25 protein-coding genes are annotated in these 26,825 nt (G+C 33.8%); 13 read left to right on the forward strand and 12 right to left on the reverse strand.

All coding sequences use genetic code 11. The features are described 5' to 3' along the window. The first annotated feature begins 40 nt into the window (after positions 1–40). On the forward strand, positions 41–580 hold the full coding sequence (locus QO200_RS04385) for a hypothetical protein (protein ID WP_371536829.1): 540 nt from the start codon (positions 41–43) through the stop codon (positions 578–580). Between the two features lie 526 nt (positions 581–1,106). Here QO200_RS04385 and QO200_RS04390 read toward each other — a convergent pair. Further along, complete coding sequence (locus QO200_RS04390; RefSeq protein WP_371536831.1) at positions 1,107–1,637, reverse strand: fasciclin domain-containing protein; 531 nt, start codon at positions 1,635–1,637, stop codon at positions 1,107–1,109. A 1,079-nt stretch (positions 1,638–2,716) separates the two neighbouring features. On the opposite strand from QO200_RS04390, the gene QO200_RS04395 reads away from it, so the two are divergent. The 7 genes from QO200_RS04395 (at position 2,717) to QO200_RS04425 (ending at position 8,582) form a co-directional block, all read left to right on the forward strand. Beyond that, positions 2,717–3,742, forward strand: coding sequence for a hypothetical protein (locus QO200_RS04395; RefSeq protein WP_371536834.1), 1,026 nt, complete (start codon positions 2,717–2,719; stop codon positions 3,740–3,742). Between the two features lie 22 nt (positions 3,743–3,764). Then, complete coding sequence (locus QO200_RS04400; protein WP_371536836.1) at positions 3,765–3,917, forward strand: YqaE/Pmp3 family membrane protein; 153 nt, start codon at positions 3,765–3,767, stop codon at positions 3,915–3,917. A 226-nt stretch (positions 3,918–4,143) separates the two neighbouring features. Then, positions 4,144–4,944: a haloacid dehalogenase type II gene (locus QO200_RS04405; protein ID WP_371536838.1), complete on the forward strand. Its 801-nt coding sequence runs from the start codon at positions 4,144–4,146 to the stop codon at positions 4,942–4,944. Positions 4,945–5,128: 184 nt separating this feature from the next. Beyond that, the gene (locus QO200_RS04410; protein WP_371536841.1) at positions 5,129–5,557 is read left to right on the forward strand and encodes a PH domain-containing protein; all 429 of its coding nucleotides are present in this window, start codon (positions 5,129–5,131) and stop codon (positions 5,555–5,557) included. A 294-nt stretch (positions 5,558–5,851) separates the two neighbouring features. Continuing rightward, a complete protein-coding gene (locus QO200_RS04415) occupies positions 5,852–6,766 on the forward strand; it encodes a septum formation inhibitor Maf (RefSeq protein ID WP_371536844.1) in 915 nt (304 codons plus the stop codon). 31 nt (positions 6,767–6,797) lie between these two features. Beyond that, positions 6,798–7,448 (forward strand): peroxiredoxin-like family protein, encoded by a 651-nt coding sequence (locus QO200_RS04420; protein WP_371536847.1) that lies wholly within the window; start codon positions 6,798–6,800, stop codon positions 7,446–7,448. A 300-nt stretch (positions 7,449–7,748) separates the two neighbouring features. Next, positions 7,749–8,582, forward strand: coding sequence for a hypothetical protein (locus QO200_RS04425; protein ID WP_371536849.1), 834 nt, complete (start codon positions 7,749–7,751; stop codon positions 8,580–8,582). A 252-nt stretch (positions 8,583–8,834) separates the two neighbouring features. On the opposite strand, the gene QO200_RS04430 is transcribed toward QO200_RS04425, so the two are convergent. Next, positions 8,835–9,494 (reverse strand): helix-turn-helix domain-containing protein, encoded by a 660-nt coding sequence (locus QO200_RS04430; RefSeq protein ID WP_371536852.1) that lies wholly within the window; start codon positions 9,492–9,494, stop codon positions 8,835–8,837. Between the two features lie 38 nt (positions 9,495–9,532). Continuing rightward, a complete protein-coding gene (locus QO200_RS04435; protein WP_371536854.1) occupies positions 9,533–9,718 on the reverse strand; it encodes a hypothetical protein in 186 nt (61 codons plus the stop codon). Between the two features lie 362 nt (positions 9,719–10,080). Here QO200_RS04435 and QO200_RS04440 point away from each other — a divergent pair, with 362 nt between their 5' ends. The 4 genes from QO200_RS04440 to QO200_RS04455 all read left to right on the forward strand — a co-directional run bounded on the left by QO200_RS04440 (position 10,081) and on the right by QO200_RS04455 (position 12,806). Next, positions 10,081–10,272, forward strand: a complete 192-nt coding sequence (locus tag QO200_RS04440; RefSeq protein ID WP_371536856.1) for a hypothetical protein — start codon at positions 10,081–10,083, stop codon at positions 10,270–10,272. Positions 10,273–10,451: 179 nt separating this feature from the next. Next, a complete protein-coding gene (locus tag QO200_RS04445; RefSeq protein WP_371536858.1) occupies positions 10,452–10,754 on the forward strand; it encodes an SDR family NAD(P)-dependent oxidoreductase in 303 nt (100 codons plus the stop codon). Between the two features lie 561 nt (positions 10,755–11,315). Next, positions 11,316–11,552, forward strand: coding sequence for a DUF1059 domain-containing protein (locus tag QO200_RS04450; protein ID WP_371536860.1), 237 nt, complete (start codon positions 11,316–11,318; stop codon positions 11,550–11,552). Positions 11,553–11,888: 336 nt separating this feature from the next. Beyond that, complete coding sequence (locus QO200_RS04455; protein WP_371536862.1) at positions 11,889–12,806, forward strand: AraC family transcriptional regulator N-terminal domain-containing protein; 918 nt, start codon at positions 11,889–11,891, stop codon at positions 12,804–12,806. Position 12,807: 1 nt separating this feature from the next. Here QO200_RS04455 and QO200_RS04460 read toward each other — a convergent pair whose 3' ends face one another. Then, positions 12,808–13,182 carry a DUF779 domain-containing protein gene (locus QO200_RS04460; protein WP_371536933.1) on the reverse strand — a complete coding sequence of 125 codons (375 nt, stop codon included), beginning with the start codon at positions 13,180–13,182 and terminating at the stop codon, positions 12,808–12,810. 101 nt (positions 13,183–13,283) lie between these two features. Next, a complete protein-coding gene (locus QO200_RS04465) occupies positions 13,284–14,789 on the reverse strand; it encodes an aldehyde dehydrogenase family protein (protein WP_371536864.1) in 1,506 nt (501 codons plus the stop codon). Between the two features lie 264 nt (positions 14,790–15,053). Here QO200_RS04465 and pheT point away from each other — a divergent pair, with 264 nt between their 5' ends. Further along, a complete protein-coding gene (pheT, locus tag QO200_RS04470) occupies positions 15,054–17,474 on the forward strand; it encodes a phenylalanine--tRNA ligase subunit beta (protein ID WP_371536867.1) in 2,421 nt (806 codons plus the stop codon). Positions 17,475–17,599: 125 nt separating this feature from the next. Here pheT and QO200_RS04475 read toward each other — a convergent pair whose 3' ends face one another. The 7 genes from QO200_RS04475 to lon all read right to left on the reverse strand — a co-directional run bounded on the left by QO200_RS04475 (position 17,600) and on the right by lon (position 26,781). Next, a complete protein-coding gene (locus QO200_RS04475) occupies positions 17,600–18,154 on the reverse strand; it encodes a fasciclin domain-containing protein (RefSeq protein ID WP_371536869.1) in 555 nt (184 codons plus the stop codon). Between the two features lie 192 nt (positions 18,155–18,346). Further along, complete coding sequence (locus QO200_RS04480; protein ID WP_371536871.1) at positions 18,347–18,814, reverse strand: hypothetical protein; 468 nt, start codon at positions 18,812–18,814, stop codon at positions 18,347–18,349. Between the two features lie 110 nt (positions 18,815–18,924). Beyond that, positions 18,925–20,703, reverse strand: a complete 1,779-nt coding sequence (gene rpsA / locus QO200_RS04485; RefSeq protein WP_371536874.1) for a 30S ribosomal protein S1 — start codon at positions 20,701–20,703, stop codon at positions 18,925–18,927. 408 nt (positions 20,704–21,111) lie between these two features. Continuing rightward, positions 21,112–22,365 carry a nucleoside permease gene (locus tag QO200_RS04490; RefSeq protein ID WP_371536876.1) on the reverse strand — a complete coding sequence of 418 codons (1,254 nt, stop codon included), beginning with the start codon at positions 22,363–22,365 and terminating at the stop codon, positions 21,112–21,114. Positions 22,366–22,436: 71 nt separating this feature from the next. Beyond that, positions 22,437–23,132, reverse strand: coding sequence for a (d)CMP kinase (cmk, locus tag QO200_RS04495; RefSeq protein WP_371536879.1), 696 nt, complete (start codon positions 23,130–23,132; stop codon positions 22,437–22,439). Between the two features lie 7 nt (positions 23,133–23,139). Then, positions 23,140–24,159: a type IX secretion system protein PorQ gene (porQ, locus tag QO200_RS04500; protein WP_371536881.1), complete on the reverse strand. Its 1,020-nt coding sequence runs from the start codon at positions 24,157–24,159 to the stop codon at positions 23,140–23,142. A gap of 171 nt (positions 24,160–24,330) precedes the next feature. Then, positions 24,331–26,781 (reverse strand): endopeptidase La, encoded by a 2,451-nt coding sequence (gene lon / locus QO200_RS04505; RefSeq protein WP_371536884.1) that lies wholly within the window; start codon positions 26,779–26,781, stop codon positions 24,331–24,333. Positions 26,782–26,825 lie beyond the last annotated feature (44 nt).

Raw genomic sequence — 26,825 nt, forward strand, 5'->3', positions numbered from 1 at the left:
GATCAAGAAAGTTGTAATAAACTTCTAGAAAACACAAAGAATGAAATTCGACAGAAAAGATAAAATAGAAATATTTGAAAATGCAATTAGCTGGATTGTAGTATTTGGCTTGTTTGTTTATGGTGGCGGAAAAGCATTACAATTTGAAGGAGCTAGTGCGATTGAGAAAACAGTTTCAGAAATGACTGGAATGCAATTGATGTGGGCTTTTTATGGTTATTCTAAATCATATGCAATAACTTTAGGACTTTTTGAAATAATGGGAGGGGCTTTGATTTTGATAAAAAGAACTAGACTTATTGGTTGTTTAATTGCCTCTACTATACTTGTCAATGTGATCTTACAAGACATATATTTCGAAGTGCATTATGGAGCTCTAAAAGCAGCGATTCTGTACCAATTGTTAATACTAATCATTTTATGGTTAAATAAAGAAAAAGTTATTCAAAGCATAAAGGCATTAATGAATTTCAATAAGTTTCAACAACCGAAATCTAAATTTTTAATCAAATTAGTTATTGCTTTTACATGTTTTGTATTATTTAGAATAGCAGAATATTATATAACAAGAAAATGGTAAAGCCAGCAGTTAAATAAACCGACCGAACCGATATTTTAGCGCAAACGTTGGCCCTGACTGCTCGGATATATTTTTTCCCATCGTTAGCGCAGAATTGCATTCTGTGCCCGCAACAATGAGTAAACAAGCGTAAACCTGAGAAGTGAAAAGTTCAAAAAGAACTGGTGAAAATAAATTGCAATTGATAATTGGCATGGGTACGGATTACAAATTCGTGTTATCGGGATAATAAACTTTAATTAAAACAATTCATAATCAACAACCTCGGGGCAAGCCACGAGGTTGTTGATTATGAAAATATATTTTGATTGCGAGGCAAGCCCCGGGGAATTAAACCCACAATGAGGGATTAAAAGGCGAGCCGTGATTTTAAAATTTGTTGAAATATCATTTTAACAGCGCTCGTTTTGTGTTAAATATTGAACTTATCACAGACATAGTAAAAGGGCTTTCCTTCAACATATTTCTATTGAAATTTGAAGTAAAGCCCTTGTGAGGTTTATAGTATCAAAAACTTGAATTGCTCTTAAAAACGGGAAGGTTCTATAAAGCCATCTATTATAAAAATCATTCCGTTTTTAGATTTGATATCTGCTTGAATGACTTCTGCTCCTCCAAAAGACAAATAATAATCATCCTTATAAAGTTTAATCTTGGTGTTATTTCCAGTACTGATGATATCAGCCTGCTTAAACTCATAACTATTATATTTTTTTGATAAAAAATGGTCAGTCATAAATTTGATCAGTTCTGTCTTGTTCTTTGGATTGGTCAATTCCACAAACCGTTTTATGGACATTTTGGAAAAAGCTTCATTGGTAGGAACTAACAGTGTATGGGGTTCTGTGGTAAGCGCCAAAGAAAGATTGAGCCCAGAAAGCGTCAGCAAGTTTGCAAAGGTCGAGAGATCTTTGTCCATATTTATTAACTCGATTGTTTTATACTCGCTGGTGTTGTCTACTCCGTTAAGGATAGGTCCATCCACCTGGGCAGAAACGCTTGAACTTAACATAAATGTTGTCAAGATAGTGATGATTTTAAAGAAATTAGTTTTCATAATATTGATTTTAGTGTGAATTATTTGTTTTCGTATTTCTATTTAAAGAATCTATTATTTCCAAAGAAGAAGTCTGTTGAATTAGCGATTTTTCGGGAATTTAGCGAACATAACTGAAAAAAATAAGTTTCTTAAATTATAATAATACTTTTTGTTCTTAATTACTTCAAAGATAAATCATTCTTATTCAATATGTTACGTAATTTTGAAGTATTTTTACACAATTCACATATCGTGATAATCATTGGATAGTTTAACCCGTGTTGATGATCAAGTTTTTTTTTATGCCTGGTCGGAAACAGATTTGAAAAATCAACCTTGTGCTGTTTGCCTATATTAGGAATGTTGGGGACCTACCTCATACCTTGGTTGTCTTCACTAACCAATCAAAATTAAGAAAGTAAGCTCTTCGACTTGTTCTGAAAGTCATGTCGAAGCCAGATAAAATGGAATCTCCTGATTCCATTACCTAATCTTCACCTCTGTTTTCCTTTGAATAAAGTTACTCTTTTTATCAAACATAAAGTAAAGGCACGAATCCTTTCGTGTGGAACCACGTTAGCGCAGAATTGCATTCTGTGCCCGCAACAATGAGAAAACAAGCGTGAAACTGAGAAGTGAAAAGTTCAAAAAGAACCGTTAAAAATAAATTGCAATTGATAATTGGAATAGGTACTTGTTGAAAATTCGCGCTATCGGGAACAACTCAACTCAAATTAATTCATCAGATTTTTCGGTAAATTTATATATTTGAATAACTGAAAAATGCGCTATTCAATAGCGACAATCTAACTGATTTGGGGTGTATAGTCGCTATTGAGTAGCGAGTATATACAAGTTATGTGCAAGGCTAAAAAAAGCCAATACTCGAAAGGCACATTTGTTTTTTGCCAAAAACGCACCACCAACCACACAAAAAATAAAAGAGCCTTTTGCCACCGCTGACATCACTAATACAAGGAAAAGAGTAGCAAAATTAAATTTTGATGAAATTGATAGCATCAAAGTTTTTTCAAAATAGAGTCTTTTAACCACCTTTTTTAACTAACTTTATTTGTAAAACACTAAAAACCAATACAATGAGAAATCAATACATTGACATTCAAAATAAATTTCCAAAAATTTCAAGAATATCTTGGGGAGCAATCATCGCAGGTACTCTTACCGCAATTACAGTAGCATTTCTACTTAATCTTCTCGGATTGGGTATTGGACTTACCACCATTGACCCAATGACCGAAGCCAATCCAATGGACGGTTTGGGAACTGGAACGATAGTATGGTGGGGAATTTCAAATCTTGCTGCTCTCTTTATGGGTGGTATGGTAGCTGGTCGTATGAGCGGATTGCCAGCAAATAGTGACGGCGGACTTCACGGATTTCTTGCTTGGGCTCTTTATTTAATACTTTCGATATATCTTGTAACATCTACTATTGGAGGAATTTTCAACGGGATGGCAAGCGCAGCAAGCTCAGTTTTTTCAGATTCTACAGCAACAAATGTCGCTGAAGCATTAAAAGAAGCTGAAAACAAAGGAACAGATGACGCAACATTTTCAATGGAAACAATTAAAAAACAAGCTTTTCAACTCATTAATACTGCTGAAAGAAATGATATTTTACCAAACGATGCATCAGCAGAGATCAGAAGCACAATGAACGAAGCCCAAAGAGATTCTAAAGCATTTTTAAAGGACCTAAATCTTGACGAGAATATTGACGAATTTTTTAATGAACTATCTGTTGATTTAGATAAAGACGGGAATTTAAGGATTAACGCAGATGGCGCAGATGAACTTCTAAATAAAGAAGAGATTAAGAATTATCTAACCGAGAATACCAAATTATCAGAAGCTGAAATCAACGGAGTAATTGAAAAATGGGACAGAAAGATAGACAAAGCTGTAAACAAGGCAGAAAAGTACTATGCAAAAGCAAAAAAGAAAGCAATTAAAGTAACGGATGAAGCAGCTGATGCAGCAGGAAAATACAGCATTATAGCATTTTTTCTATTCTTATTAGGCGCTGGAGCTGCATTTGCAGGAGGTGCGATTGGCTCACCATTTTTAACGGTCGAGGAAGAACAAATTGAAGATAAAATTTAAAGTAATTTAAAAAACATAAAATATGTCACCATTAATAATTATACTAAATATATTAATACCACCATTAGCAGTTTTTATGAAACACGGAATTGGTGGAACATTTCTGATAAGTATTATCCTCACAATTATAGGATGGCTACCAGGAGTAATTCACGCATTTATCGTGAACGACTAAATTTAATTTCAATAGGATTGAGATAGCCATCATTCATTATTGATGGCTACCCGATCGCGCAGTTATACTTAAACGTTCGCGCAGATTACAAAGTTATATGATAAAGAGATTATTCTAGTTCAATATATTTCTGGTTTATCATTATACCTAAATCAACTAAAACCATAATTTTTTTTTTACTTCGAAAACATACCTCATAAAATGTTTTAACATAAATACACAAACAATGAAAAACAATAGAAGAAATTTTATTAAAAACACCGCTTTACTTGGAATTGCAGGTACAGCAATTCCTTATTTTGGATTTGCTGCAACCGCTGCGAACGAATTGGAATCAAAAGAGTTATCGACAAGACCCAAAGTATTATTTTTTGATGTTAATGAGACTTTACTAGACTTAACAGCAATGAAGAGAAGCGTTGGAAACATACTTGGAGGCCGAAGTGAATTATTACCGTTATGGTTTACCACCATGTTGCAGTATTCTTTAGTCTCTACCGTAGGACGACAATACAATGATTTTGGAGTAATTGGAGCGGCAGCACTACAAATGGTCGCAGCTAACAATGGTATCGTTATTACTGAAAATGAAGCTAAAGAAGCTATTTTGGTTCCCATCCGCTCCCTACCGGCACATCCCGAAGTCAAAGCGTCTTTACAGCAATTAAAAGATGCTGGATACAAATTAGTTTCCTTTACCAATTCATCAAATAAGGGGGTGAAAACACAATTTGAAAATGCTGGATTATTAGACTATTTTGAAGAAAGATTAAGTATTGAGGATATAGGAAAATTTAAACCTCATGCAGATGCCTACGATTGGGCAGCAAGGAAAATGGGTGTAAAACCTTCTGAATGTCTATTAGTAGCAGCACACGGATGGGATATTGCCGGTGCACTTTGGGCTGGCTGGAGAGGTGCTTTTATTAGTAGACCAGGTGCTCAATTGTACCCTCTTGCTCCAAAACCAGAAATCAGTGAAAGTGATCTGGAATTAGTCACTAAAAAATTAATTTCCTTAAAATGAAAAAGATGACCCGATCGCGCAGTTATGCGTAAACGTTCGCGCAGAATTGCAACAGTTAGTACGCGCAACGATGAGCAAATAGCAAAAGAGAAATACGTGATTGTCAAAAACTTTGGCGATCTTCGGTCTGGAACTTTTTTAAACCAAAAACAAGATTGGAAAGATTAATGAATATAAAATTTTTATGACAAAAACATATCCATCAAAAGTATCATACGGATTACTGACTTTTGTATTCTTGGTGTTTTATGGACCATTGATTCCTGATTTAATTAATGGAAATATTAATGCAAAAACGATTGGATTAATAGTATTCCTTTCAGTAGTTTTTGCTTTTATTGCGCATCTTTTTTTAAAAACCCAATACACCATAGATAATGATAAACTTAAAATAAAAACCGGAATATTTTCGTATGAACCGATTGATATTGATGAAATCAAAGAAATATCAAAAACTAAAAGTATCATCTCTTCACCTGCACCATCATTTGACCGAATTAAAATCAAATATGGAAAATTTGATGCTATTATAATTTCACCAAAAGACAAGTTTCATTTTGCAAAGGATTTAACTAAAATAAATCCAAGAATAAAAAATAAAATAACTGAATAAAAACGTTCGACAACAATGGCAATAGGTAACTGCTTATTCTAGCATACCTACGAAAATAATCGCAGATTTTTAGCTTAAAACGCACTTACAATGACAACTGTTAACCCAGGTAATAACTAATTAGTTTAAACAGAAGAAATTATTCCCGTAATTATGAAAAGGAATCGTTATTAGTAGCCTTATATTAAATTTAAGTGACTATAATTTAGATAAAGAAATAGCCGCTGAACCTCTTCAACGAGTAACAAGCATTTTAGAAATTTAAAAAAATTACTGCTTTAAAAATAGACACTTATGAATACATTCTTAAATACATTGTGCTGCATTAGCATTGTCACCTTATTTAGTTGTCAGTCAGACCAAAAGTTATCCAAAGATCAGGACAGCACTGCAAATAGCGGCACTACAACAAAAGAGTTTAATGATTATTGGTATTCTGGAAAAGCGGAATTGGATAGTTACACATTAAAACAATCTCGCTATGGCGAAATTCGTAATGGCGAAGTAGTTTTGGTATTCGTAACGGAACCTTTTTCGTTAAAAAAACAAGTCAAATTAGATGATCCAGAAAAAGCGGGTAAAGACAATATTTCGGTGATGAAGTTAAACCAAATAAGAAAATTCACGACCGGGATTTACGATTATTCTATCGTTAGCTCTACCTTTACGCCCGTAGATTTAGGTCAGTATCCGCATACTTTAAAATCAAACACAAGCATACAAGAGTGGTGTGGTCATACTTTTACACAGTTCAACCTTGGTAAAAATAACTATCACATGAAGCAATTCTCTTATTTTGAAGCTGATGGCGATACTGAGAAAGACATTCCTGTTGCACTACTTGAAGAAGAATTAATGACGCGTTTGCGAATCAACAAAGCACACCTTCCTCTAGGTGAAGTGGATATGATTTTCTCCACGGTTTATAGTCGCTTTTTTTATAAAAAACTTCAAGCTACAAAAGCTACGATTAGTAAAACTGAATCCGATAATTTGATCAATTACACTATTCAATACGCTAAATACGATCGAAAAGTGACTATTGCAGTACAAAAAGCTTTTCCTTACAAAATTGAATCTTGGACAGAAGACGATGGCGACGGATTAATTACTGAAGCAAAATTAAAGAAGACCCTAAACGAACCGTATTGGAATCAAAAAAAGACTTCAGACGAGGCAAAAAGAGAAGAATTACAATTACAGAAATAAAGACGCCCTTAAAGCAATTTAAAATAATAACATGAAAACATTAAAAGAACAAACAGACGCAAAAATTGAAGCAGGACGCCAAGCTAATCCTGAATTCATGAAAGGTGTCGATGCAGCAATAAATAAAGCAAAAGAATTTGAACAAGGGGCCAACGCATTAAAAGTGGGACAAAAAGCCATTGATTTTGAATTACCAAATCAAGAAGGTGAATCAGTATCATTGAAAAAATTAATATCTCAAGGTCCAGTGGTAATCACTTTTTACCGTGGTGATTGGTGTCCGTATTGTAATTTACAGCTAAGAGCATTACAAGCCCGATTAGAAGAAATTCAAACGCTAGGTGCTACTCTCGTTGCCATAAGTCCGCAAGTTCCTGACGGTTCCCTAACAAAAACTGAGATCAGCGAAATGAATTTTACCGTTTTATCAGATCAAAACGCAAAAGTCGCATCGCAATACGGTGTTGCATGGGAGGTTCCTGAATTTTTGTTAGATCACATGCGCGTGGATCGCAACTTAGATTTAGAGAAAATCAACAATGGCAACAGCAGCGTTCTACCTATTCCCGCAACGTTCATCATTGGAACTAACGGAATCATTACTTGGAATTACGTTAATGTTGATTATAGAACGCGTTCTGAACCGGAAGATATAATCGAAGCACTAAAAAACCTTGTTTAATAAGAACTGATACAGCTTATCCTCTTACTTTAATATATAGTTTTATTAAAATTATTTTGATATTTTTTCTTGTCCTAAAACACTCGTTTTCTTAACTTTCAAAATGAATAAAGCTTCACGAAAGCCGCAGTTAATACCTTTTATTTTATAGTTCCAGTTTAATTATAAAAATGCTCAAGAACCTTCTATTTGTTATGTATTTCATAAATTAGCTGCTTCGACTCAATGCAAACTATCGTACCACATTTTTTATAAATCAAAACACAATCATCAACAATACCTTTCAAAATAATAAATACTATGAGAATCAAATTACTAGTCAGCATAACTTTAGGTTTTCTCTTGGTTTCGTGTAAAAACGATAACCAATCTGCGAAAAAACAAATCCCAACTGATTCTATTACTTCGACGACGCCAAAATTTGCAAATAAAGGGCATGAATTAGTATATAATATGGTTCAAAAAGTGGGCAATTTTAATGCACTTTTGGATAAAAAAAATGTAGTATATACGTATACGTACCAAACGCCAGATAACAAAACCGATAGTGTTACAGAGAAGTATATCTTTGAAGGAGAATTGTCTTACGGCGCTTATAAAAAGCACGAACGTACCTTAGCAAACCTAGACGGACTAGTGGAGCAAGGATATGACGGTAATGAATATTGGCTTAAGCATAAAGGGAAAATTATAAAGGATCAAGACCTATTAAAAACGGTGATTTTTAATAGACCAACTAATTTTTATTGGTTTACAATGATGCAAAAATTATTGGATAATGGATTGTTTTATGAATACCTAGATGAGAAAACAATTGATGGCATAAAATATGACGTTGTAAAAGTCACTTTTCAATCTAAAGATGATAAACCCAAAGATACCTATCAATTGTATATCAATAAAGAGACGCATTTAGTAGATCAGTTTCTTTTTACAGTGGTTGATTTCGGCAAAATGGAGCCTTTTTTAATGAAATTGGAATACGAGAATATTGAAGGTCTATTGTTACCTACAAAACGTAAATATAAAAAATCTAATTGGGATGCAGAGGTTACTAATGAGCCATGGACACTCGTGAATTGGTCTGATATAAAATTCAATACTGATTTAACTAAAGCTGATTTTAAAAAATAGACAATAGTACATACAGTCCGAAAAATTATTGTTTTATAGCTTCAACTGCTTTTTTAACGAAAAATTATTGTGATTACACAACCAAAGCTGTTTAAAAAAAACAGCAAAACCTGATGGCAGCGGGATCGCCCCATTTAGAAAAAGAAGGCTTTTCTAACCGTAGTTTTTGTTAATGTTTATATAGCGTACAGCAGGACGTATCGTACTTTAAAACTCCAGTTTTTCTGCTCCTAAAAAAAGAAAAATCTCATGCTATGCGCTACAAACTGATCTTTTTAGCAGCATATACTCTCCTTCTTTTTTGAACTCCCGGATGGATTTTCCCGTGTATTTTTTAAACGTTTTGGAAAGGTGGCTGACATCAGTAAAACCTAAATCATCAGCGATTTCGGTCAGGGTGAAATTAGAATTTAACAACCTGATTTCGACTAGTTTCAACTTGGCCTTGATAATGTATTCTCGCAAGGGCATATTAACTTGCTTCTTGAAAAACTCACTCACATAAGTAGGAGACATGGCAAAAGTGCTGGCGAGGTTTTCAATTTTTAGTTGTTCGGGTTTATCAATATGCTCGTTGATGTAGGTGAGCATTTTTGTAATACGCTCGTCAGTATTGTTTGGGCTCACTTCGGAAAAACTTCCTTTTTTTATATTGCGAATGATAATTTCTAATACACTCATCATTAAACTGACAATCAAACTTATAGAATCGTCACCATAATTGCGAGATTCTTGCAAAATAATAGCAAGTAAACGCTCGATATGCTGTCTGTCGACATCATTTTTAATGATATCACCAGGCAATTGGTTGTAATTAGAAAGGATATACGACGCTTCTTTAAACCATTCGTTTCTGTCAATGGCCAATCGATTGGTATTCTTGAAAATCGAATCGGTAAACTTTAAAAACACAAACTTAGAAGATGTTTTAATATCAAAAGAATGGCATTTTAAAGGCGGCAACAAAAAAATGCTTCCCTTACATAAGGGTAATGATTGTAATTGATGCATTGTGTGCCATCGCCTTCAATTACTAAAACGAGTTCGAAGAAATTATTTTTAACTGGGCGTTGTTTCCACTCGGTTAATTCTAATTCTTGTATTTCAAAAGGTTTATAAGTCTCTAATACTTGCATTATGATGTTATTTTGATGCAAAATTAGATTTTTTTTACAATACAAATAAATTACACTGCTGTAAACCTTTAAATATACCTAAATACCCATTTTAGACACCTTATTCGCCGTCGAAACCCCCTATATCCTTGTAACACCAACCTTGATTTTATGGGGTAAACATGATGGCGTTGTAAAAGCAAACGTATCCGAATACCTGCATCAAAATATTGTAAAAAGTAGCGTGGTTTTTTATCGAAAATGTTTCTCATTCTCCACAATTGGAAGTTCCAGATGATGTGGCTAATAAAATAATCTCATTTTTAGAAACGAAAAAATAAGCTTGAACAAGAGTTTAATAGTAACTATAAAATTAATAAATCATGAAAAGAAACGTATTAATTACAAGAACATCTACAGGAGTAGGATTTGAAAGTGCTATTTTATTTGCACAAAATGGATACAAAGTGTACGCCACTATGCGCGACACTAAGAAAGCAACCGATTTAAAAAAGAAAATTAAACAGGACGATCTAGTCATCGAAATCCTACCGCTTGAAGTTACCTCTATTTAATCGATAAAAGCAGCGGTAAATACTATTATTGAAAGAAACGGTACCATTGATTTTTAGACAACAATGCAAGTGCGGGATTTGCAAAAACTACTGAGCAAGCAACCGAAGCCTAAATAAGATAGGTAACGGACGTTAATTATCTAAGTACTGTATTTTGTACAAAAGCCATTTTACCGTGCATGCGTAAACGAAAATCAGGTCAAATTATATCGTTAACTTCTGTAGGCGGAGTAGTTGGACAACCTTTTAACGAATTGTATTGCGGTGCTAAATTTGCAGTAGAAGGGTTTATGGAAGGATTAGCAACTTACGTATCAGATGCTTTTAATATCAAAATTAGTTGTGTGGAACCAGGCGATATTGCAACCGAATTCATGAAATCGGCCATAGAAAAAACGGCTGTTGACGGGCAATTTGCGACGGCGGAATACTTGTCTATATTCGAAAAATACATGTCTGGAAATCAAAAAAGAGCTAGATAAAGCACAACATCAGTCTATCAAACTGGATTAGAATTAGCTCAAGTTGTTTTGAAAATGGCTCAGAATGAAAACCCGCCTTTGCGCATTAGAGCCTCACAATGGGCAGAAGATTTTTGTAATGACAATGACAAAAATTATCTATTGGGTCTCTACAATTGCATTGGCCCTTTTTCTGTTGATAAGTGCTTACCGTTCTATTTTAAATAAAAACAGTATCTCCTACTCTGCCCTCGTTTGAAAGTTCACCTCTACTTTCCTTTGAATAAATTTAGTGTTTTTTACTGAATACAAAGTAAAGGCTCGTTTGCAACGTAGATTCCCCAAAAAAAACATTAACCAAAATCAAAAGACAAAACCTTTGATGAGGAAATAGAAAGCCTCTTTTAAGTTTTTCTAAGCTTATATTGACAAACACTTTTCTTCAAAAACTACCAAATTGTCATTTAATTCCATTATATTTACGATATAACGATGTTAAATGACTAAAATACGTGTTGAATATTGCATTAAATTGAATATCGACTCTTCGTATTTAGTTCTCTATTAATTAAAAATAATTTTATGAAAACAATGACTTGTAAAGAACTTGGCGGAGCATGTGAAGAAAAATTTCATGCTCACACTTTTGAAGAAATCGCTGAATTGAGTAAAAACCACGCTTTGGAAATGATTGAAAAAAAGGATGACGCACACACCAAAGCATTAAGAGAAATGCAAGAGTTAATGCACTTCCCGCAAGGTATGAATGCATGGTACGAAAACAAAAGAAAAACATTTGAATGCCTACCAAGATCTTAAAATTAAAAAATATGTTTTGTTACACGCTTGAATCACGAATAATGATATACGCAGTAAACTACTCCGCTTTTACGAAATTTCATCCTTGACGCTGTCTAACTATTTATGATAGGTAGCATTCTTAACAATGGAACTTAAATATATAAATAATTTGTGGTAGTATTTGCAAGCAATTCTTTTTTCAAAACTACATGGTTGCACTTGCAAAATAGTTGATTTAAAATTTTCTGTAATTTGATTCCTAAGATGAAAATTATATCCATTTTAACAATGTAAGATTTAACTAATTCGTTTATTTTTATTAAGTTTATAACTCTTTCTTTATAAACTACTTCTATGAATCGCAACTACATCAATCCTCCTAATTTGTCGAGTGAAAAATCGTTAAAAACATTAGTTGAAAATAGAACAGTTTACAATTTAAATCATTGTGAATTAAATCTATTTGAAACATACAAAGAATCACAATTAGTACCATTGAAGTTTAATGATTTGGTAGTAACCAGTATGTTGAGAGGAAAGAAAGTCATGCACCTTTTTGACGAGCCAGGGTTTGAATACTTGCCTGGTGAAACTGTAGTTATTCCTTCTAATGTAGAAATGAAAATTGATTTCCCTGAAGCAACAAAAAATAATCCTACCCAATGCTTAGCTTTGGCGATAGACCAACAAAAAATAAATGAAACACTGCATTTTTTAAATGATCGTTATCCTAAGGAAGGCAATAGCCAGTTCTGGCATTTAAACTACCAAAATTACTATTTCTACAACAATGTAGAATTAGCTACAACCATCAATAAATTGATTAAAGAGTGCATGAGTACTTCAATAACAAAGGATGTATTAGCTGATTTGACCTTACAAGAATTACTAATTAGAATTATACAGACCCAAACGGCTAAATCTATTGAGGAAGGACTTTACTCAGATCCTAATAGTGCGATAGCACAAGTAGTAGAATACATTCGAGTAAACATCAAAGAAAATATAAGTCTTAAAAACTTGAGCGAAAAAGCTTGTATGAGTACAACGTCCTTTTATCGTTTCTTCAAGAGAGAGTTAGGTATGACTCCAATTGAGTTTGTAATTAGAGAAAAAATAAAATGTGCGAAGCAGTTACTGAAAAACCCAGCGATTCAAATTAATGAAGTGTGTCATTTATCAGGATTTGAAGACAGTAATTACTTCATTCGTTTGTTTAAAAAGCACGAAGGCATTACGCCAAAACAATACCAGTTGTTGTACGTGAATTAGCTTATTCAATATATTTCACGGGTTCTAAATCTTTCTCCTCCTCAGGAGTAAAGACTCTATATTCAATTCGGAATGTCTTTTTTAATGGTGTTTCCAAAGAAAACCCTCCTACTCCAAAAGCATCAATTACATCCAAAGTAAAATGCGTATGTTTCCAATATTCGAATAAATCCTTGTCTACCCAAAACTCAGTGTTTTCTATTGTACCAATACAAACATCACCCAATCTTTGATAGAAACCTCCTTTTTCAAAACATTGCGGCTGCGAACCTTCACAACATCCTCCGGCCTGATAAAACATCAAGTCGCCGTGTTTTTCCTGCAAGATTTTTATTAGTTCTATTGCTTTTTCGGTTGCGTCAATTCTTCTAGTCATCATTTGTTTTCTAAAATTTAAATCTTTAATCTCCCTTTATTCCCATCATATAAAAAAAGGCAAGTCTTTCAACTCACCTTTTCTATAGTTAGTGCTACATTCTAAAAGAAACCTAATTTCTTTTTATCGTACGAAATCAACATGTTTTTTGTTTGTTGATAATGCGCAAGCATCATTTTATGATTTTCACGTCCAATTCCTGATTGTTTATATCCTCCAAAAGGAGCACCTGCAGGATAAGAGTGATATTGATTGATCCAAACACGCCCTGCTTGAATCGCTCTTGGAACCTGATATATCTCATGGGCATCACGTGTCCAAAGCCCAGCACCCAAACCATACATAGTATCATTTGCAATAGCAATAGCTTCCTCTGTTGTTTTGAAAGTAGTCACTGCTAAAACGGGTCCGAAGATTTCTTCCTGAAAAATACGCATTTTATTATTCCCTTTAAAAAGAGTAGGCTTGATATAATATCCTGTTGAAAGATCTCCTTCTAAATGATTCTCTTCCCCTCCAGTCAATACTTCAGCTCCTTCTTCTTTTCCTAATTTAATATAGTTAAGAATTTTTTGTTGCTGAACCAATGAAGTCTGTGCTCCCATCATCGTAGTTTTATCCAATGGGTTACCCATTTTTATAGCCTCGGTTCTTTCAATTACTTTAGCTATAAATTTGTCATATATATCTTCATGAACTAATAATCTTGACGGACAGGTACATATCTCTCCCTGATTTAAAGCAAACATTACTGCTCCCTCAATCGCCTTGTCAAAGAAATCATCATCGGCATCACCAACAGATTTCATAAAAATATTAGGGGATTTACCACCAAGTTCTAATGTCACAGGGATAATATTTTCAGTGGCATATTGCATCACTAAACGTCCTGTGGGTGTAGAACCCGTAAATGCGGCTTTTGATACTTTTTTGTTTGTTACCAAAGCTCTTCCCAGCTCTGCACCAAAACCATTTACAATATTGATAACTCCCGGAGGAAGAATGTCTCCTATCAATTCCATTAACACCAATATCGAAATAGGAGTGCTTTCTGCCGGTTTTAATACCACAGTATTTCCTGCTGCCAACGCAGGTGCCAGTTTCCATACAGCCATTAATATTGGGAAATTCCAAGGAATAATTTGAGCAATTACACCTAAAGGTTCGCTCAATGCTATAGATACGGTTTGTGAATCTAATTCAGCAATCGAACTTTCTTCAGCACGTATCACTCCAGCAAAATACCTGAAATGGTCAATAGCTAAAGGAATATCAGCTGCCATTGTTTCGCGAATAGCCTTTCCATTATCTATCGTCTCTACTGTAGCTATGTACTCTAGGTTGTCTTCTATTCTTTGAGCAATTTTATTCAATAAATTACTTCTTTCTGTAGCCGAAGTTTTTCCCCAAGTTTGAAAGGCTTCATAGGCTTTATCCACAGCAAGTTCTAAATCTTCCTTCGCGGAATGTGCGGCTTGTGTAAATACCTTTCCGTCAATCGGACAAATAACATCAAAATATTCTCCTTTAATGGGGGCTACGAATTTACCACCTATATAATTATCGTACTTTGCCTTAAACTCAGGTCTTGATACTATGTTACTCATATCTTATTAATTTAAATTTTATCAAATATAGATTGATACATCTTAATACTATAGCACTATTCCACCAAAAAATAGCATTAAATTTTCATATGTGCTTTTTTATAGTTATTTTTTTATGTTATTCGTAAATAGCTTTAACTTAGATTAATAATATCCAATTAAGAATACTTATAAAATATATCAATACTGTGTTAAAAAACCAAAAAAATAGTTTCTTACTACAAACTGCAATCCTTATATTTGCAATCTTATTAAAATTGACAGATGAAAATATCTTATAATTGGTTAAAACAATTCATAAAAATAGACTGGGACTCCGAAGAAACAGCAGCATTACTAACGGATCTAGGTCTAGAAGTAGAAGTTGTTGAGAAATACCAGTCTGTAAAAGGCGGCTTAGAAGGCATAGTAGTTGGGCATGTACTTACTTGTATTCCTCATCCCGATGCAGACCGACTAAAAATAACAACTGTTGATTTAGGAGACGGAGTACCGCTACAAATTGTATGTGGAGCTGCCAATGTTGATGCTGGACAAAAAGTTCCAGTAGCAACAATAGGTACCGTTTTGTATGACAAAGAAGGTGGTTCTTTTACTATCAAAAAAGGAAAAATTCGCGGACAGGAAAGTCACGGAATGATCTGTGCCGAAGATGAGTTAGGTCTTGGAACTGGTCATGACGGAATTATGATATTAGACAATTCAATTGCGGCAGGAACAAAAGCGGCAGATGTATTTAAAATAGAAAATGACGAAGTATTCGAAATCGGACTTACACCTAATCGTGCCGATGCGATGAGTCATTTAGGAACAGCTCGCGATTTAAGAGCCGGTTTACTGCAAAGTGGAGTAAATGTTGAATTAATCACTCCTTATGTCAGCAATTTTAGAGTCGACATGAGAACACTTAAAATTGACGTTAACGTAGAAGAAATACTTCTGGCACCACGTTATTGCGGTGTTACCATTTCAGGAATTACGGTAAAACCTTCTCCTAACTGGTTGCAGGATCGTTTAAAAGCAATAGGAATCACTCCTAAAAATAATGTAGTAGATGTAACTAACTATGTTCTACATGAATTGGGACAGCCACTACATGCTTTTGATGCTACAAAAATTAATGGAAAAATAATTGTAAAAACATTACCTTCTGGAACAAAGTTCACAACATTAGACGATATTGAAAGAACGCTTCATGAAGAAGATTTGATGATTTGTGACGAAAAAGGACCTTTATGTATTGCTGGAGTTTTTGGCGGTAAAAATTCAGGTGTTACAGAGCATACTACTTCTATTTTCCTAGAAAGTGCTTATTTTAATCCGGTGAGCATCCGTAAGACAGCCAAAAGACACCAATTGAATACCGATGCTTCTTTCCGTTTTGAAAGAGGAATCGATCCTACAATTACTGCCTACGCATTAAAACGTGCCGCTTTGTTAATCCAAGAAGTGGCAGGTGGTGACATTACATCTGATTTGATTGATGTCTACCAAAAGAAAATCGAAGATTTCTCCGTATTCTTAAACTTCGCAAATGTTGCCAAGATAATTGGGCAAGAAATACCAAAAGATACTATTAAGCAAATTTTAGTTTCATTAGAAATTAAAGTAAATAGCTTTTCAGAAACAGGCCTAGGTTTAACAATTCCTGCTTATCGTGTTGATGTCCAAAGAGAAATTGATGTAATAGAAGAAATATTAAGAGTTTACGGATATAACAACATCAGCTTTTCTAATAAACTGAATGCGACCGTATCTAATTCTCCTAGAAATGAAGATTATAAATTACAAAATATAGTTGCCACACAATTGAATTCACAAGGATTTAATGAAATGATGGCCAATTCATTAACGACTGCTTCTTACGTTGAACTTTCAGAAATGTTGAAAGAAGAGCACAACGTGACCATGTTGAATCCGTTGAGTAATGATTTAGCAACATTGCGACAATCTTTATTGTTTTCAGGACTAGAAGCCATATCCTACAATATCAATCGCAGAAACAGTGATTTGAAATTATTTGAATTTGGAAAAAGCTACCATAAATTTTTATCAGGTTTTGAAGAACACAAACACCTAACATTGTTTCTAACAGGAAACAGAAGCAAAGAAAGTTGGACTACAACACAAAAACCTTCTGATTTCTTTTTATTTAAAGGTTACGTAGATGCTGTTCTTGCAAGATTTGGAATCCAAAAAACACAAAACAGCCCTGCAACATCTGACGTTTTTTCGGAAGGAATTGCAATAGGCGCTGGTCATAATGCTCTGGTTGAATTTGGAGTTGTAAAAAAATCAATCTTAAAACATTTTGGAATAAAACAAGAAGTGTTTTACGCTGACTTTAATTGGGATGTGATTATTAAAATGATATCCAATAAAATCAAATTTACAGAAATTCCAAAATACCCAGAAGTAAGAAGAGATTTAGCCTTGCTAGTAGACGAAAGCGTAACATACGACAGTATTTATGCCATTGCAAAACAGAGCGAAAAAAACCTATTAAAAGACGTCAATTTGTTTGATGTTTACGAAGGAACCAATCTGCCTGAAGGTAAAAAGTCATATGCATTAAGTTTTATCATACAAGACACCGCAAAAACTTTGACCGATGTTCAAATTGATAAAATCATGGGGAAACTTCAAAAGAATTTTGAAACAGAACTAGGAGCAAGTTTACGATAACACACGATATTATAAAATCAGAAATCCCAATTCTAAAATTAGAATTGGGATTTTTTTGTATAAAAAAGTCTCGCACATATGCGAGACTTTTAAATCAACAAACAAATCTAACCTCTTAATTGAAATTATTTTTTTGGCAAAAAAACTGCATCCACAACGTGAATAACACCATTTGATTGATTCACATCAGCAATTGTAATTTGCGACATAGTACCATTTTCATCTGTAATGTATAATTTTTTACCTTTCATCCATGCAGTCAAAGTTCCACCACTAACTGTTTTCAATTTAGCTTTTCCATTTCCTGCTTTAATTGCTTTAGCGATATCAGCAGAATTCATTTTCCCAGCTACTACATGATAAGTAAGAATAGTTTGTAACATTTTTACATTTTCAGGTTTCAATAATGTTTCTACTGTTCCCATTGGCAGTTTATCAAAAGCTGAATTTGTAGGAGCAAAAACAGTAAAAGGCCCTTTTCCTTGTAATGTTTCTACTAAACCAGCTGCTTTAACCGCTGCTACTAATGTCGTATGGTCTTTTGAGTTAACTGCATTTTCGATAATGTTTTTTGAAGGGTACATCGCTGCTCCACCAACCATTACTGTTTTTTGAGCGAATGACGTTGCTCCAAATACTAATGCCATAAAGGCTACTGATAAAAATTTTCTAGTTTTCATAAATCTATTTATTAAGTTATATAAAAGCATTTACGCCACAAAAGCAGTTATGGTTTTAAAATAACTAAATAAAATTAAAAATAATTTAATTACACCTATATATCAACAAGTTACACAGTATTTATTTTTACAAAAAAACCTCCGATTCTTAAAAAAAGAAGCGGAGGTTATATGTTTTTTTTAAAATTATATTCAGAAAGCAGAAAAAATACCTACAATTAAGCCCATAAAAATAATAAAACCATAAAAACAAGCAAAAATTAATGCCATTATTCCAATGAATTTATAATGCGACTTCAAATATTTAAAGGAAGCATTTAGCTGCTCGTTGTCATCATCCCTAAAAGCAATCTTTATTTTAGACGAAAATTGAAACAAATAATAGATTGGAAAAAAATACAATAAAGCAATAAGTAGGTATATCGCAGAAAAAAATCCTGTGCCCACCCCCATCATCGGATTCATCGTGCCACTCATACTAGTCAGCTTTGAAAAAATTGTGCCAATAAAAAGCGCTAAAACCACCATTAAACCCATCATTACAAATCCTAAAATAGACAAAAAATAGGCCCATTTGGCTATTTCCTTTAAAAATCCTTGCGATTCTTCTGATAATTCAAAATTCTTTTTTGAGACCATTTCTGTAAAATTTTCCTCCATGTTATATTTTTTAAATTTAAATATAAGTATTTTATTTCAAAATTTAACTTTTAACAAAAAAAAAGCCCCACATCACTGTGGGGCTTTACTATTATAAGAAAGATTGAGAATTATTTTTTCTCTGTTTTTTCCATTTTAGCTTTCAATGCTGCAAGAACATCATTGCTATCTCCTAAAGTTGAAGCAGATGCATTGTTTGTAGATGCAGATGAATTATTTTCAGTAACTGCTTTCACATTTTTCTCTTCTTCTTCACGGAAGATAGCAGTGTGAGATGCAACTACTCTTTTGAATTCTTTGTTGAATTCGATTACTTTGAAATCAGCAGATTCACCTTTTTTCAATTTCTTACCATCTTCTTTTTCAAGGTGACGAGTAGGAATGAAAGCAACGATATCATCTCCAAATTCTACAGTAGCTCCTTTGTCAACAATCTCAGCGATTTCACCTGTGTGGACAGTTCCAACAGCAAATGAACCTTCGTATTGATCCCAAGGATTAGGAGTAGTTTGTTTGTGACCTAAAGATAATTTACGTCCGTCAACATCTAATTCTAATACTACTACATCAAGTTTCTCTCCAACATTTACAAATTCAGATGGATGTTTGATTTTCTTAGTCCAAGATAAGTCAGAGATGTAAATTAATCCATCAATTCCTTCTTCAAGTTCTACGAAGATACCAAAGTTTGTAAAGTTTCTAACGATACCAGAATGTTTAGAACCTACTGGGTATTTAGAAGTAATATCAGTCCAAGGATCTTGAGATAATTGTTTGATACCTAATGACATTTTACGGTCATCTCTATCTAATGTTAAGATAACAGCTTCAACAACATCACCTACTTTTACGAAATCTTGAGCAGAACGTAAATGAGTAGACCAAGACATTTCAGAAACGTGGATTAAACCTTCAACACCTTCAGCAACTTCGATGAAAGCACCGTAATCAGCGATTACAACTACTTTACCTTTTACTTTATCTCCAATTGCTAATTTAGCATCTAGAGCATCCCAAGGATGAGCGTTTAATTGTTTCAATCCTAATTGAATTCTTGTTTTCTCATCATCGAAATCAAGGATTACAACATTTAATTTTTGATCTAATTCAAGAACTTCAGATGGGTGGTTGATTCTTGACCAAGAAAGGTCAGTAATGTGAATCAATCCATCAACACCACCTAAATCAATAAAGACACCATAAGAAGTAATGTTTTTAACAACACCTTCTAATACTTGTCCTTTTTGTAATTGACCGATGATCTCTTTTTTCTGTACTTCAATATCCGCTTCAATAAGCGCTTTGTGAGATACAACAACGTTTTTAAATTCGTGGTTGATTTTCACAACTTTGAATTCCATTGTTTTATTTACGTAAACATCGTAATCTCTAATTGGTTTAACATCAATTTGAGATCCTGGTAAAAACGCTTCAATTCCGAAAACATCAACGATCATACCACCTTTAGTTCTGCATTTTACAAAACCATTAACGATTTCTCCTGTTTCATTTGCAGAAATAACTCTATCCCATGATTTGATAGTACGTGCTTTTCTGTGAGATAAAACTAGTTGTCCAGTTTTGTCTTCACGGATGTCAATTAATACTTCAACAGTATCACCTACTTTTAATGCTGGGTTGTAACGGAATTCGTTTAAAGAAATAACACCTTCCGATTTTGCGTTGATATCAACGATAACGTCTCTATCTGTAATTCTAACAACAGTTCCATCAACTACTTCTTCTTGATCAGTAGAAATAAATGTTTTTGTAACTAATTCTTCGAATTCTTTTAAGTTTTCTTGATTAACTGGATCAATACCTTCTTCAAAGTTATGCCAGTTAAAATTCGCTAAAAACTCTTCTTGTGATTGTACTTGTTCAGACATGCTGATAAAAATTTGTATTCTGTATTCTCTCGAGTTTCTTAATGTGACAGAAAACAACAGAAGTTGTTTGTATAATTAATTGATACCCAAAGGAAACTCTTACTCACCAAAAGGTGTGCAAAATTAATACTTTTTTATTTAACTACAAAATAAATGACACCCCGATACTCATTTAAAGAGCGACGAATACTAATTTAACACTAAATTAATATAAACAACTGTTTTTCAGGAGCATAAACGCCGTACATTCTAATCGCGTTCCCTCCTGCTCTCGCCTTTATCTCTCCATTTCATTACGAGGATATCGGCTCCATCAGGGCTCATATCTTTGCCATAGAACTTCTAAGAAACAAATAACCCGATGCTTATGACACATCGGGTACTATATTTATAAAAATTGTTTGATTATTAATGAGTTACAGCAACAACATCTTCTGCATGATGTTTGTGTTTAAACAACACAGCAAAAGCAATCGCAATTACCAAGGCATACGCTGCAAACGAAAGCCAGATGTTATGCCAGTCTCTAACGCCATTATGAGTGAAAAAATTATCGATAACGATTCCGCTGGCAATCCCTCCAAAGAAGGCGCCAAAACCGTTAGACATCATCATAAACAATCCCTGCGCACTGGAACGAATTCTAAAGTCGGTAGTCGTTTCAATAAACAACGATCCTGAAATATTAAAAAAGTCAAACGCCATACCATAGACAACACAAGACATAATAATCATCCATAAACCATCTCCAGGATTACCGTAAGCAAACAATCCAAAACGTAAAACCCAAGCAAACATTGAAATCAGCATTACCTGTTTAATCCCAAAACGCTTCAAGAAAAAAGGAATTGCCAAAATGAATAAGGTTTCAGAAATTTGAGAAATCGACATTATAATAGTAGAATATTTGGCTACAAAAGAATCTGCATATTTAGGAGTATTTGCAAATTCTGATAAATAAGTATCTCCATACATATTAGTCAATTGCAATGCTCCACCAAGAAACATGGAAAATATAAAAAACAATGCCATCTTATAAGTTCCAAATAACTTAAACGCATCTAAACCTAGTTTTTCAGTCCAAGTCGCATTTTTCACAACCTGTTTTTGCGCAGGACATTTAGGTAATGTAAAAGAATAAATACCTAAAACTAAAGAAGCAAATCCAGAAATATAAAACATATTAACTGACGCCTTATTACCTGAAAGATTAGTTATCCACATCGCAGCGATAAAACCAACAGTTCCCCATACTCTAATAGGTGGAAAAACCTTTACAACATCAAAATTATTGTTTTTCAATATATTGTAAGCTACTGAATTTGATAACGAAATTGTAGGCATATAAAACATCATAGCCAAAAATATAACCCAGTAGAAAAGTGTAGGATTGTCAACTTGCGGTATATAAAAAATAGCAAAGCCACTTAATATATGTAATATCCCGTATAATTTTTCGGCATTAATCCATCTATCGGCAATAATACCTGTTAGTGCAGGCATTATTATTGACGCAATTCCCAGAGTTGAAAACACGGCCCCAAATTCAGCACCACTCCATCCTTTTGTTCCAAACCAGTAATTTCCAACGGTAATCAACCAGGCTCCCCAAACAAAGAATTGAAGAAAACTCATTACCGTCAATCTATTTTTAATTCCCATAAAATGAATTCTTATATTTTAAATAACAAAAGCCCGTAAATCTAATATTAAAATTGATATCTACAAAAAAATTACTCTGTTTTAGCAACTTCATTAATCAACCCTAATACAATCTCAAATTGTTCTTCGCGCGTAAGATGCGAATTGTCAATCTCGATGGCGTCTTCTGCGATTACCAATGGCGAATTATCTCTGTGGGTATCAATATAATCTCTTTCTTCTACATTTTTAAGGACCTCTTCATAAGTTATGGCATCTTCTTTTTGCTTCAATTCATCGTATCGTCTTTGTGCTCGGGTAGTTGCACTCGCAGTCATGAATATTTTAAGTTCGGCATCAGGAAAAACAACGGTTCCAATATCTCTACCATCCATAACAATTCCTTTGTCTTTCCCCATTTCTTGCTGCTGTTCCACTAATTTTGCACGCACTTCGGCTATCGTGGCTATTTTACTTACAAAACTTGAAACTTCAATGGTTCTAATTTCATTTTCAACATTGACATCATTAATATACATCTCAGCTAAACCCAATTCTGGACTGTATCTAAATTGTAGTCGAATAGCCGGAAGACTTTTTATTAAAGATTCTTTGTCAAAATTTTCAGCTCCTATATATCCGTTTTGCATTGCAAATAATGTGATAGCACGATACATAGCACCGGTATCTACAAACACATAGCCTAAATGATTGGCTAATTGTTTGGCTAAAGTACTTTTCCCTGTGGATGAAAACCCATCTATTGCAATTGTTATTTTTTTATTCAAAATAATATTATTGAAAGTTAATTGTTAAACCAAAAAGACTCGTATTTCCTGCTAAAGTATATCTTGAGTAGGAGTAATTAAATTTTAATTTATTGAATTTTAATCCAAAACCAAGTGAAACGCCCGAGAAATTTCGCTGTTCCAGAATTCGTAATTCTTCGGCTCTTCTAAAATTATATCCTAATCTCAGATTAAAGGATTTTTGAGGAAAAAGTTCCACGCCAAAAATAACATGTCGCAAAGCATTATTTACAAATGACACTTTTTCCTCTGTAAAAGTACCGTCAAGAGACGATTCAGCTCGAACAGGATTAGAAAAAGCAATATTCCATTGTTGCAAATTCTCTAATGTAAGATGCCATCTAAGCGGTACATGTTCTAATTCTTGAGACACCCCCACAATTACTTCAAGCGGTAATTTTTCCCTAACCTCAGAGTAACTTGTAAACTGAGTACCTATATTTCTGATCACCAAACCCCAATTTACGTCATTTCTTTCGTCAATAAAAACAGCCCCTAGATCAATCGCCCCACCTAATGAATTATAGCTTTCTAATGTAGAAGAAATTAATTTTGCATTAGCCCCAATATGTATCGTCGTGTATGGAATATTATAGGCATAACCTGCCGAAAGCGCAATTTCGCTACCCGTAAATGAAGTCGTAGACTGCCCCGCTTCATCATAGCCTTCAAAACTACCATAATTTACATAATTCACTCCCACCTGAAAAGTTTGTAAATGACGGTCATACGTATAGGCGTAAGAAGCAGTACCATAGGTAATTTCTCCATAATAGCTACCGTAATTTAATGCCAAATGGTTGTCCATTTCAACATTTAATGTTGCAGGATTAAAATTAACCTGATTCACATCGTCGTCATAGATTGTAATGGTTTTTCCACCTAATGCTGCCTGCCTAGGAGATGTTACCAAATTTAAAAACTGATAGGTATACTTACCTCCTATTTGACTGTAAGTTACAGTACAAAAGAAAAGAAAAACGTATAATAAAAGTTTTTTGAACATGTTTTACAGCTGTATTTTCGTAAAATAAAACGCAATTGCGAAGATAAAATTATAATGGTAATAAACACTCGTTTTACATCTTCAAATTCCAAACAAATAAAATTCCAAAATCATCGCTTAATAAGATTAGGCTTTGATTTTGGAATTAATTCATTTTTGAAACTCTTTTACTTACAAGACTTTGGCGTTTTTTACCTTCTGATCCGTAATTGCAATTTTTAAAACCTCACTCATTTCTTTTACATAATGAAACGTAAGACCTTGAATATATTCTGGCTTTATTTCGTCAATATCACTTTTATTTTCATGACACAAAATAATCTCTTTAATATTAGCTCTTTTTGCAGCTAAGATTTTCTCTTTTATTCCACCTACAGGCAATACCTTTCCTCTTAAAGTAATCTCCCCTGTCATTGCCATATTTTTCTTTACTCTTTTTTGACTAAATACAGAAACTAAAGAAATCAACATGGCAATACCTGCGCTTGGTCCGTCCTTAGGCGTTGCACCTTCCGGTACATGTAAGTGAATGTTATACTTAGAGATGATCTCAGGATTTAAACCCATAAGTCTTGCATTCGCTTTAATATATTCTAATGCAATTGTTGCTGATTCTTTCATTACCGTACCTAAATTTCCAGTAATAGTCATTGTTCCTTTACCCGGAGAAATCAAGGATTCGATAAAAAGAATATCGCCACCTACACTTGTCCAAGCTAACCCAGTAACTACTCCAGCAACATCATTACTTTCGTATTTATCACGTTCTAATCTTGGAACACCCAGCACTTTTAAGATATCCTCGTCAGTTACTTTTTTATTGTAATCTTCCTCCATCGCAACCGATTTCGCAGCATTTCGGATTACTTGTGCAATCTTTGCTTCTAATCCACGAACACCAGATTCACGAGTATATCCTTCAACAATTTTTTCCAATTGTTTTTTTCCAATCGTTAACTCTTTAGAAGTCAAACCATGCTCTTTTAATTGTCTTGGAAACAAATGTTGTTTGGCAATTTCTACTTTCTCTTCGATAGTATAACCAGACATCTTTATAATCTCCATTCGGTCTCTTAATGCTGGTTGAATGGATGACATCGTATTTGAAGTCGCTATGAACATCACTTTAGACAAGTCATAACCCATTTCCAGAAAATTATCATAGAAAGAATTGTTTTGCTCGGGATCCAATACTTCTAACAAAGCAGATGATGGATCACCTTGACTACTTACCGATAATTTATCGATTTCATCTAAAACAAATACTGGATTTGATGTCCCAGCCTTTTTTAAACTTTGAATAATCCTACCTGGCATAGCGCCTATATAGGTTTTTCTATGTCCTCTAATTTCAGACTCATCACGTAAACCACCAAGTGAAATACGCACATACTCTCTACCTAATGCTTCTGCTACTGAACGTCCTATAGAGGTTTTACCCACTCCTGGAGGTCCTGTCAAACAGATAATGGGTGATTTCATATCATTTCGCAATTTTAAAACTGCCAAATGCTCTATCATTCTTTTCTTTACATCTTCTAACCCGAAATGATCGCGGTCTAATATTTTTTGAGCGCGTTTTAAATCAAAATTATCTTTAGAAAACTCATTCCACGGTAACTCTAAAAACAAATCCAAATAATTTCTTTGAATCCCAAAATCAGGAGCCTGTGGATTCATCCGGCGCATCTTAGACAATTCTTTTTCGAAATGTTTTTTGGTTTTTTCATCCCATTTCTTAGTCTTCGCCTTAACCACCATTTCATCTATCTCTTCCTCTTGCGTAGAACCACCCAATTCTTCCTGGATCGTTTTCATTTGCTGATGAAGAAAATATTCTCTTTGTTGTTGATCTAAATCAAAACGAACTTTCGACTGGATATCGTTTTTTAATTCGAGCTTTTGCAACTCTATATTCATATAACGAAGCGTCTCTAGTGCTCTTTCTTTTAAATCATTAATCGCTAACAAATCTTGTTTTTCCTTAACAGACAAGTTCATGTTTGAAGTAACAAAATTGATTAAGAAAGATTGACTTTCAATATTCTTAATCGCAAATGTTGCTTCAGTCGGAATATTTGGACTTTCTTTTATAATTTGGATTGCTAATTCTTTTATCGATTCAAGAATTGCTAAAAATTCTGTGTCTGATTTATCCGGTCTATTTTCCGGAAAATCTTTGATATTAGCAGTAAGATAAGGATCTTCGGAAGTAACAGTGTCAATTTCAAAACGTTTTTTCCCTTGAAGAATAACGGTTGTATTCCCATCAGGCATTTTTAAAACGCGCAAAATTCTAGCTACAGTACCAATGGTGTGAATATCCTCTTTAGTAGGGTCTTCGTCAGACTCGTCTTTTTGAGCCACAACCCCAATGATTTTTCCTGCCGCATTTGCGTCATTAATTAGCTTAATCGATTTATCTCTACCGGCAGTAATGGGAATTACAACTCCTGGAAATAAAACCATGTTACGCAACGGTAAAATAGGTAAAGAATCAGGTAATTCTTCATTAATCATTTCCTCCTCATCTTCTGGAGTCAATAATGGTATTAATTCCGCTTCTGAGTCATATTCCTGTAGTGACATATTGTCAATAGTAAGTATTTTATGATTTGACATATTATTTTTGAGTCTTTTTGTCATTAAAAATTTCATGTAGATAA

Source organism: Flavobacterium sp. Arc3, from assembly GCF_041431375.1.
Taxonomy (GTDB): domain Bacteria; phylum Bacteroidota; class Bacteroidia; order Flavobacteriales; family Flavobacteriaceae; genus Flavobacterium.

Excerpts from the sequence above, each read along its gene's own strand:
- QO200_RS04420 (WP_371536847.1), top strand. The coding sequence starts at position 6,798 with ATGAAAACATTAAAAGAACAAACAGACGCAAAAATTGAAGCAGGACGC.
- QO200_RS04475 (WP_371536869.1), bottom strand. The coding sequence starts at position 18,154 with ATGAAAACTAGAAAATTTTTATCAGTAGCCTTTATGGCATTAGTATTT.
- QO200_RS04435 (WP_371536854.1), bottom strand. The coding sequence starts at position 9,718 with ATGCAAGTATTAGAGACTTATAAACCTTTTGAAATACAAGAATTAGAA.
- QO200_RS04440 (WP_371536856.1), top strand. The coding sequence starts at position 10,081 with ATGAAAAGAAACGTATTAATTACAAGAACATCTACAGGAGTAGGATTT.
- QO200_RS04415 (WP_371536844.1), top strand. The coding sequence starts at position 5,852 with ATGAATACATTCTTAAATACATTGTGCTGCATTAGCATTGTCACCTTA.
- QO200_RS04480 (WP_371536871.1), bottom strand. The coding sequence starts at position 18,814 with ATGGAGGAAAATTTTACAGAAATGGTCTCAAAAAAGAATTTTGAATTA.
- porQ (WP_371536881.1), bottom strand. The coding sequence starts at position 24,159 with ATGTTCAAAAAACTTTTATTATACGTTTTTCTTTTCTTTTGTACTGTA.
- QO200_RS04455 (WP_371536862.1), top strand. The coding sequence starts at position 11,889 with ATGAATCGCAACTACATCAATCCTCCTAATTTGTCGAGTGAAAAATCG.
- rpsA (WP_371536874.1), bottom strand. The coding sequence starts at position 20,703 with ATGTCTGAACAAGTACAATCACAAGAAGAGTTTTTAGCGAATTTTAAC.
- QO200_RS04425 (WP_371536849.1), top strand. The coding sequence starts at position 7,749 with ATGAGAATCAAATTACTAGTCAGCATAACTTTAGGTTTTCTCTTGGTT.
- QO200_RS04390 (WP_371536831.1), bottom strand. The coding sequence starts at position 1,637 with ATGAAAACTAATTTCTTTAAAATCATCACTATCTTGACAACATTTATG.
- QO200_RS04460 (WP_371536933.1), bottom strand. The coding sequence starts at position 13,182 with ATGACTAGAAGAATTGACGCAACCGAAAAAGCAATAGAACTAATAAAA.
- QO200_RS04465 (WP_371536864.1), bottom strand. The coding sequence starts at position 14,789 with ATGAGTAACATAGTATCAAGACCTGAGTTTAAGGCAAAGTACGATAAT.
- QO200_RS04395 (WP_371536834.1), top strand. The coding sequence starts at position 2,717 with ATGAGAAATCAATACATTGACATTCAAAATAAATTTCCAAAAATTTCA.
- QO200_RS04385 (WP_371536829.1), top strand. The coding sequence starts at position 41 with ATGAAATTCGACAGAAAAGATAAAATAGAAATATTTGAAAATGCAATT.
- QO200_RS04450 (WP_371536860.1), top strand. The coding sequence starts at position 11,316 with ATGAAAACAATGACTTGTAAAGAACTTGGCGGAGCATGTGAAGAAAAA.
- QO200_RS04410 (WP_371536841.1), top strand. The coding sequence starts at position 5,129 with ATGACAAAAACATATCCATCAAAAGTATCATACGGATTACTGACTTTT.
- lon (WP_371536884.1), bottom strand. The coding sequence starts at position 26,781 with ATGTCAAATCATAAAATACTTACTATTGACAATATGTCACTACAGGAA.
- QO200_RS04490 (WP_371536876.1), bottom strand. The coding sequence starts at position 22,365 with ATGGGAATTAAAAATAGATTGACGGTAATGAGTTTTCTTCAATTCTTT.
- QO200_RS04405 (WP_371536838.1), top strand. The coding sequence starts at position 4,144 with ATGAAAAACAATAGAAGAAATTTTATTAAAAACACCGCTTTACTTGGA.
- QO200_RS04445 (WP_371536858.1), top strand. The coding sequence starts at position 10,452 with ATGCGTAAACGAAAATCAGGTCAAATTATATCGTTAACTTCTGTAGGC.
- QO200_RS04400 (WP_371536836.1), top strand. The coding sequence starts at position 3,765 with ATGTCACCATTAATAATTATACTAAATATATTAATACCACCATTAGCA.
- pheT (WP_371536867.1), top strand. The coding sequence starts at position 15,054 with ATGAAAATATCTTATAATTGGTTAAAACAATTCATAAAAATAGACTGG.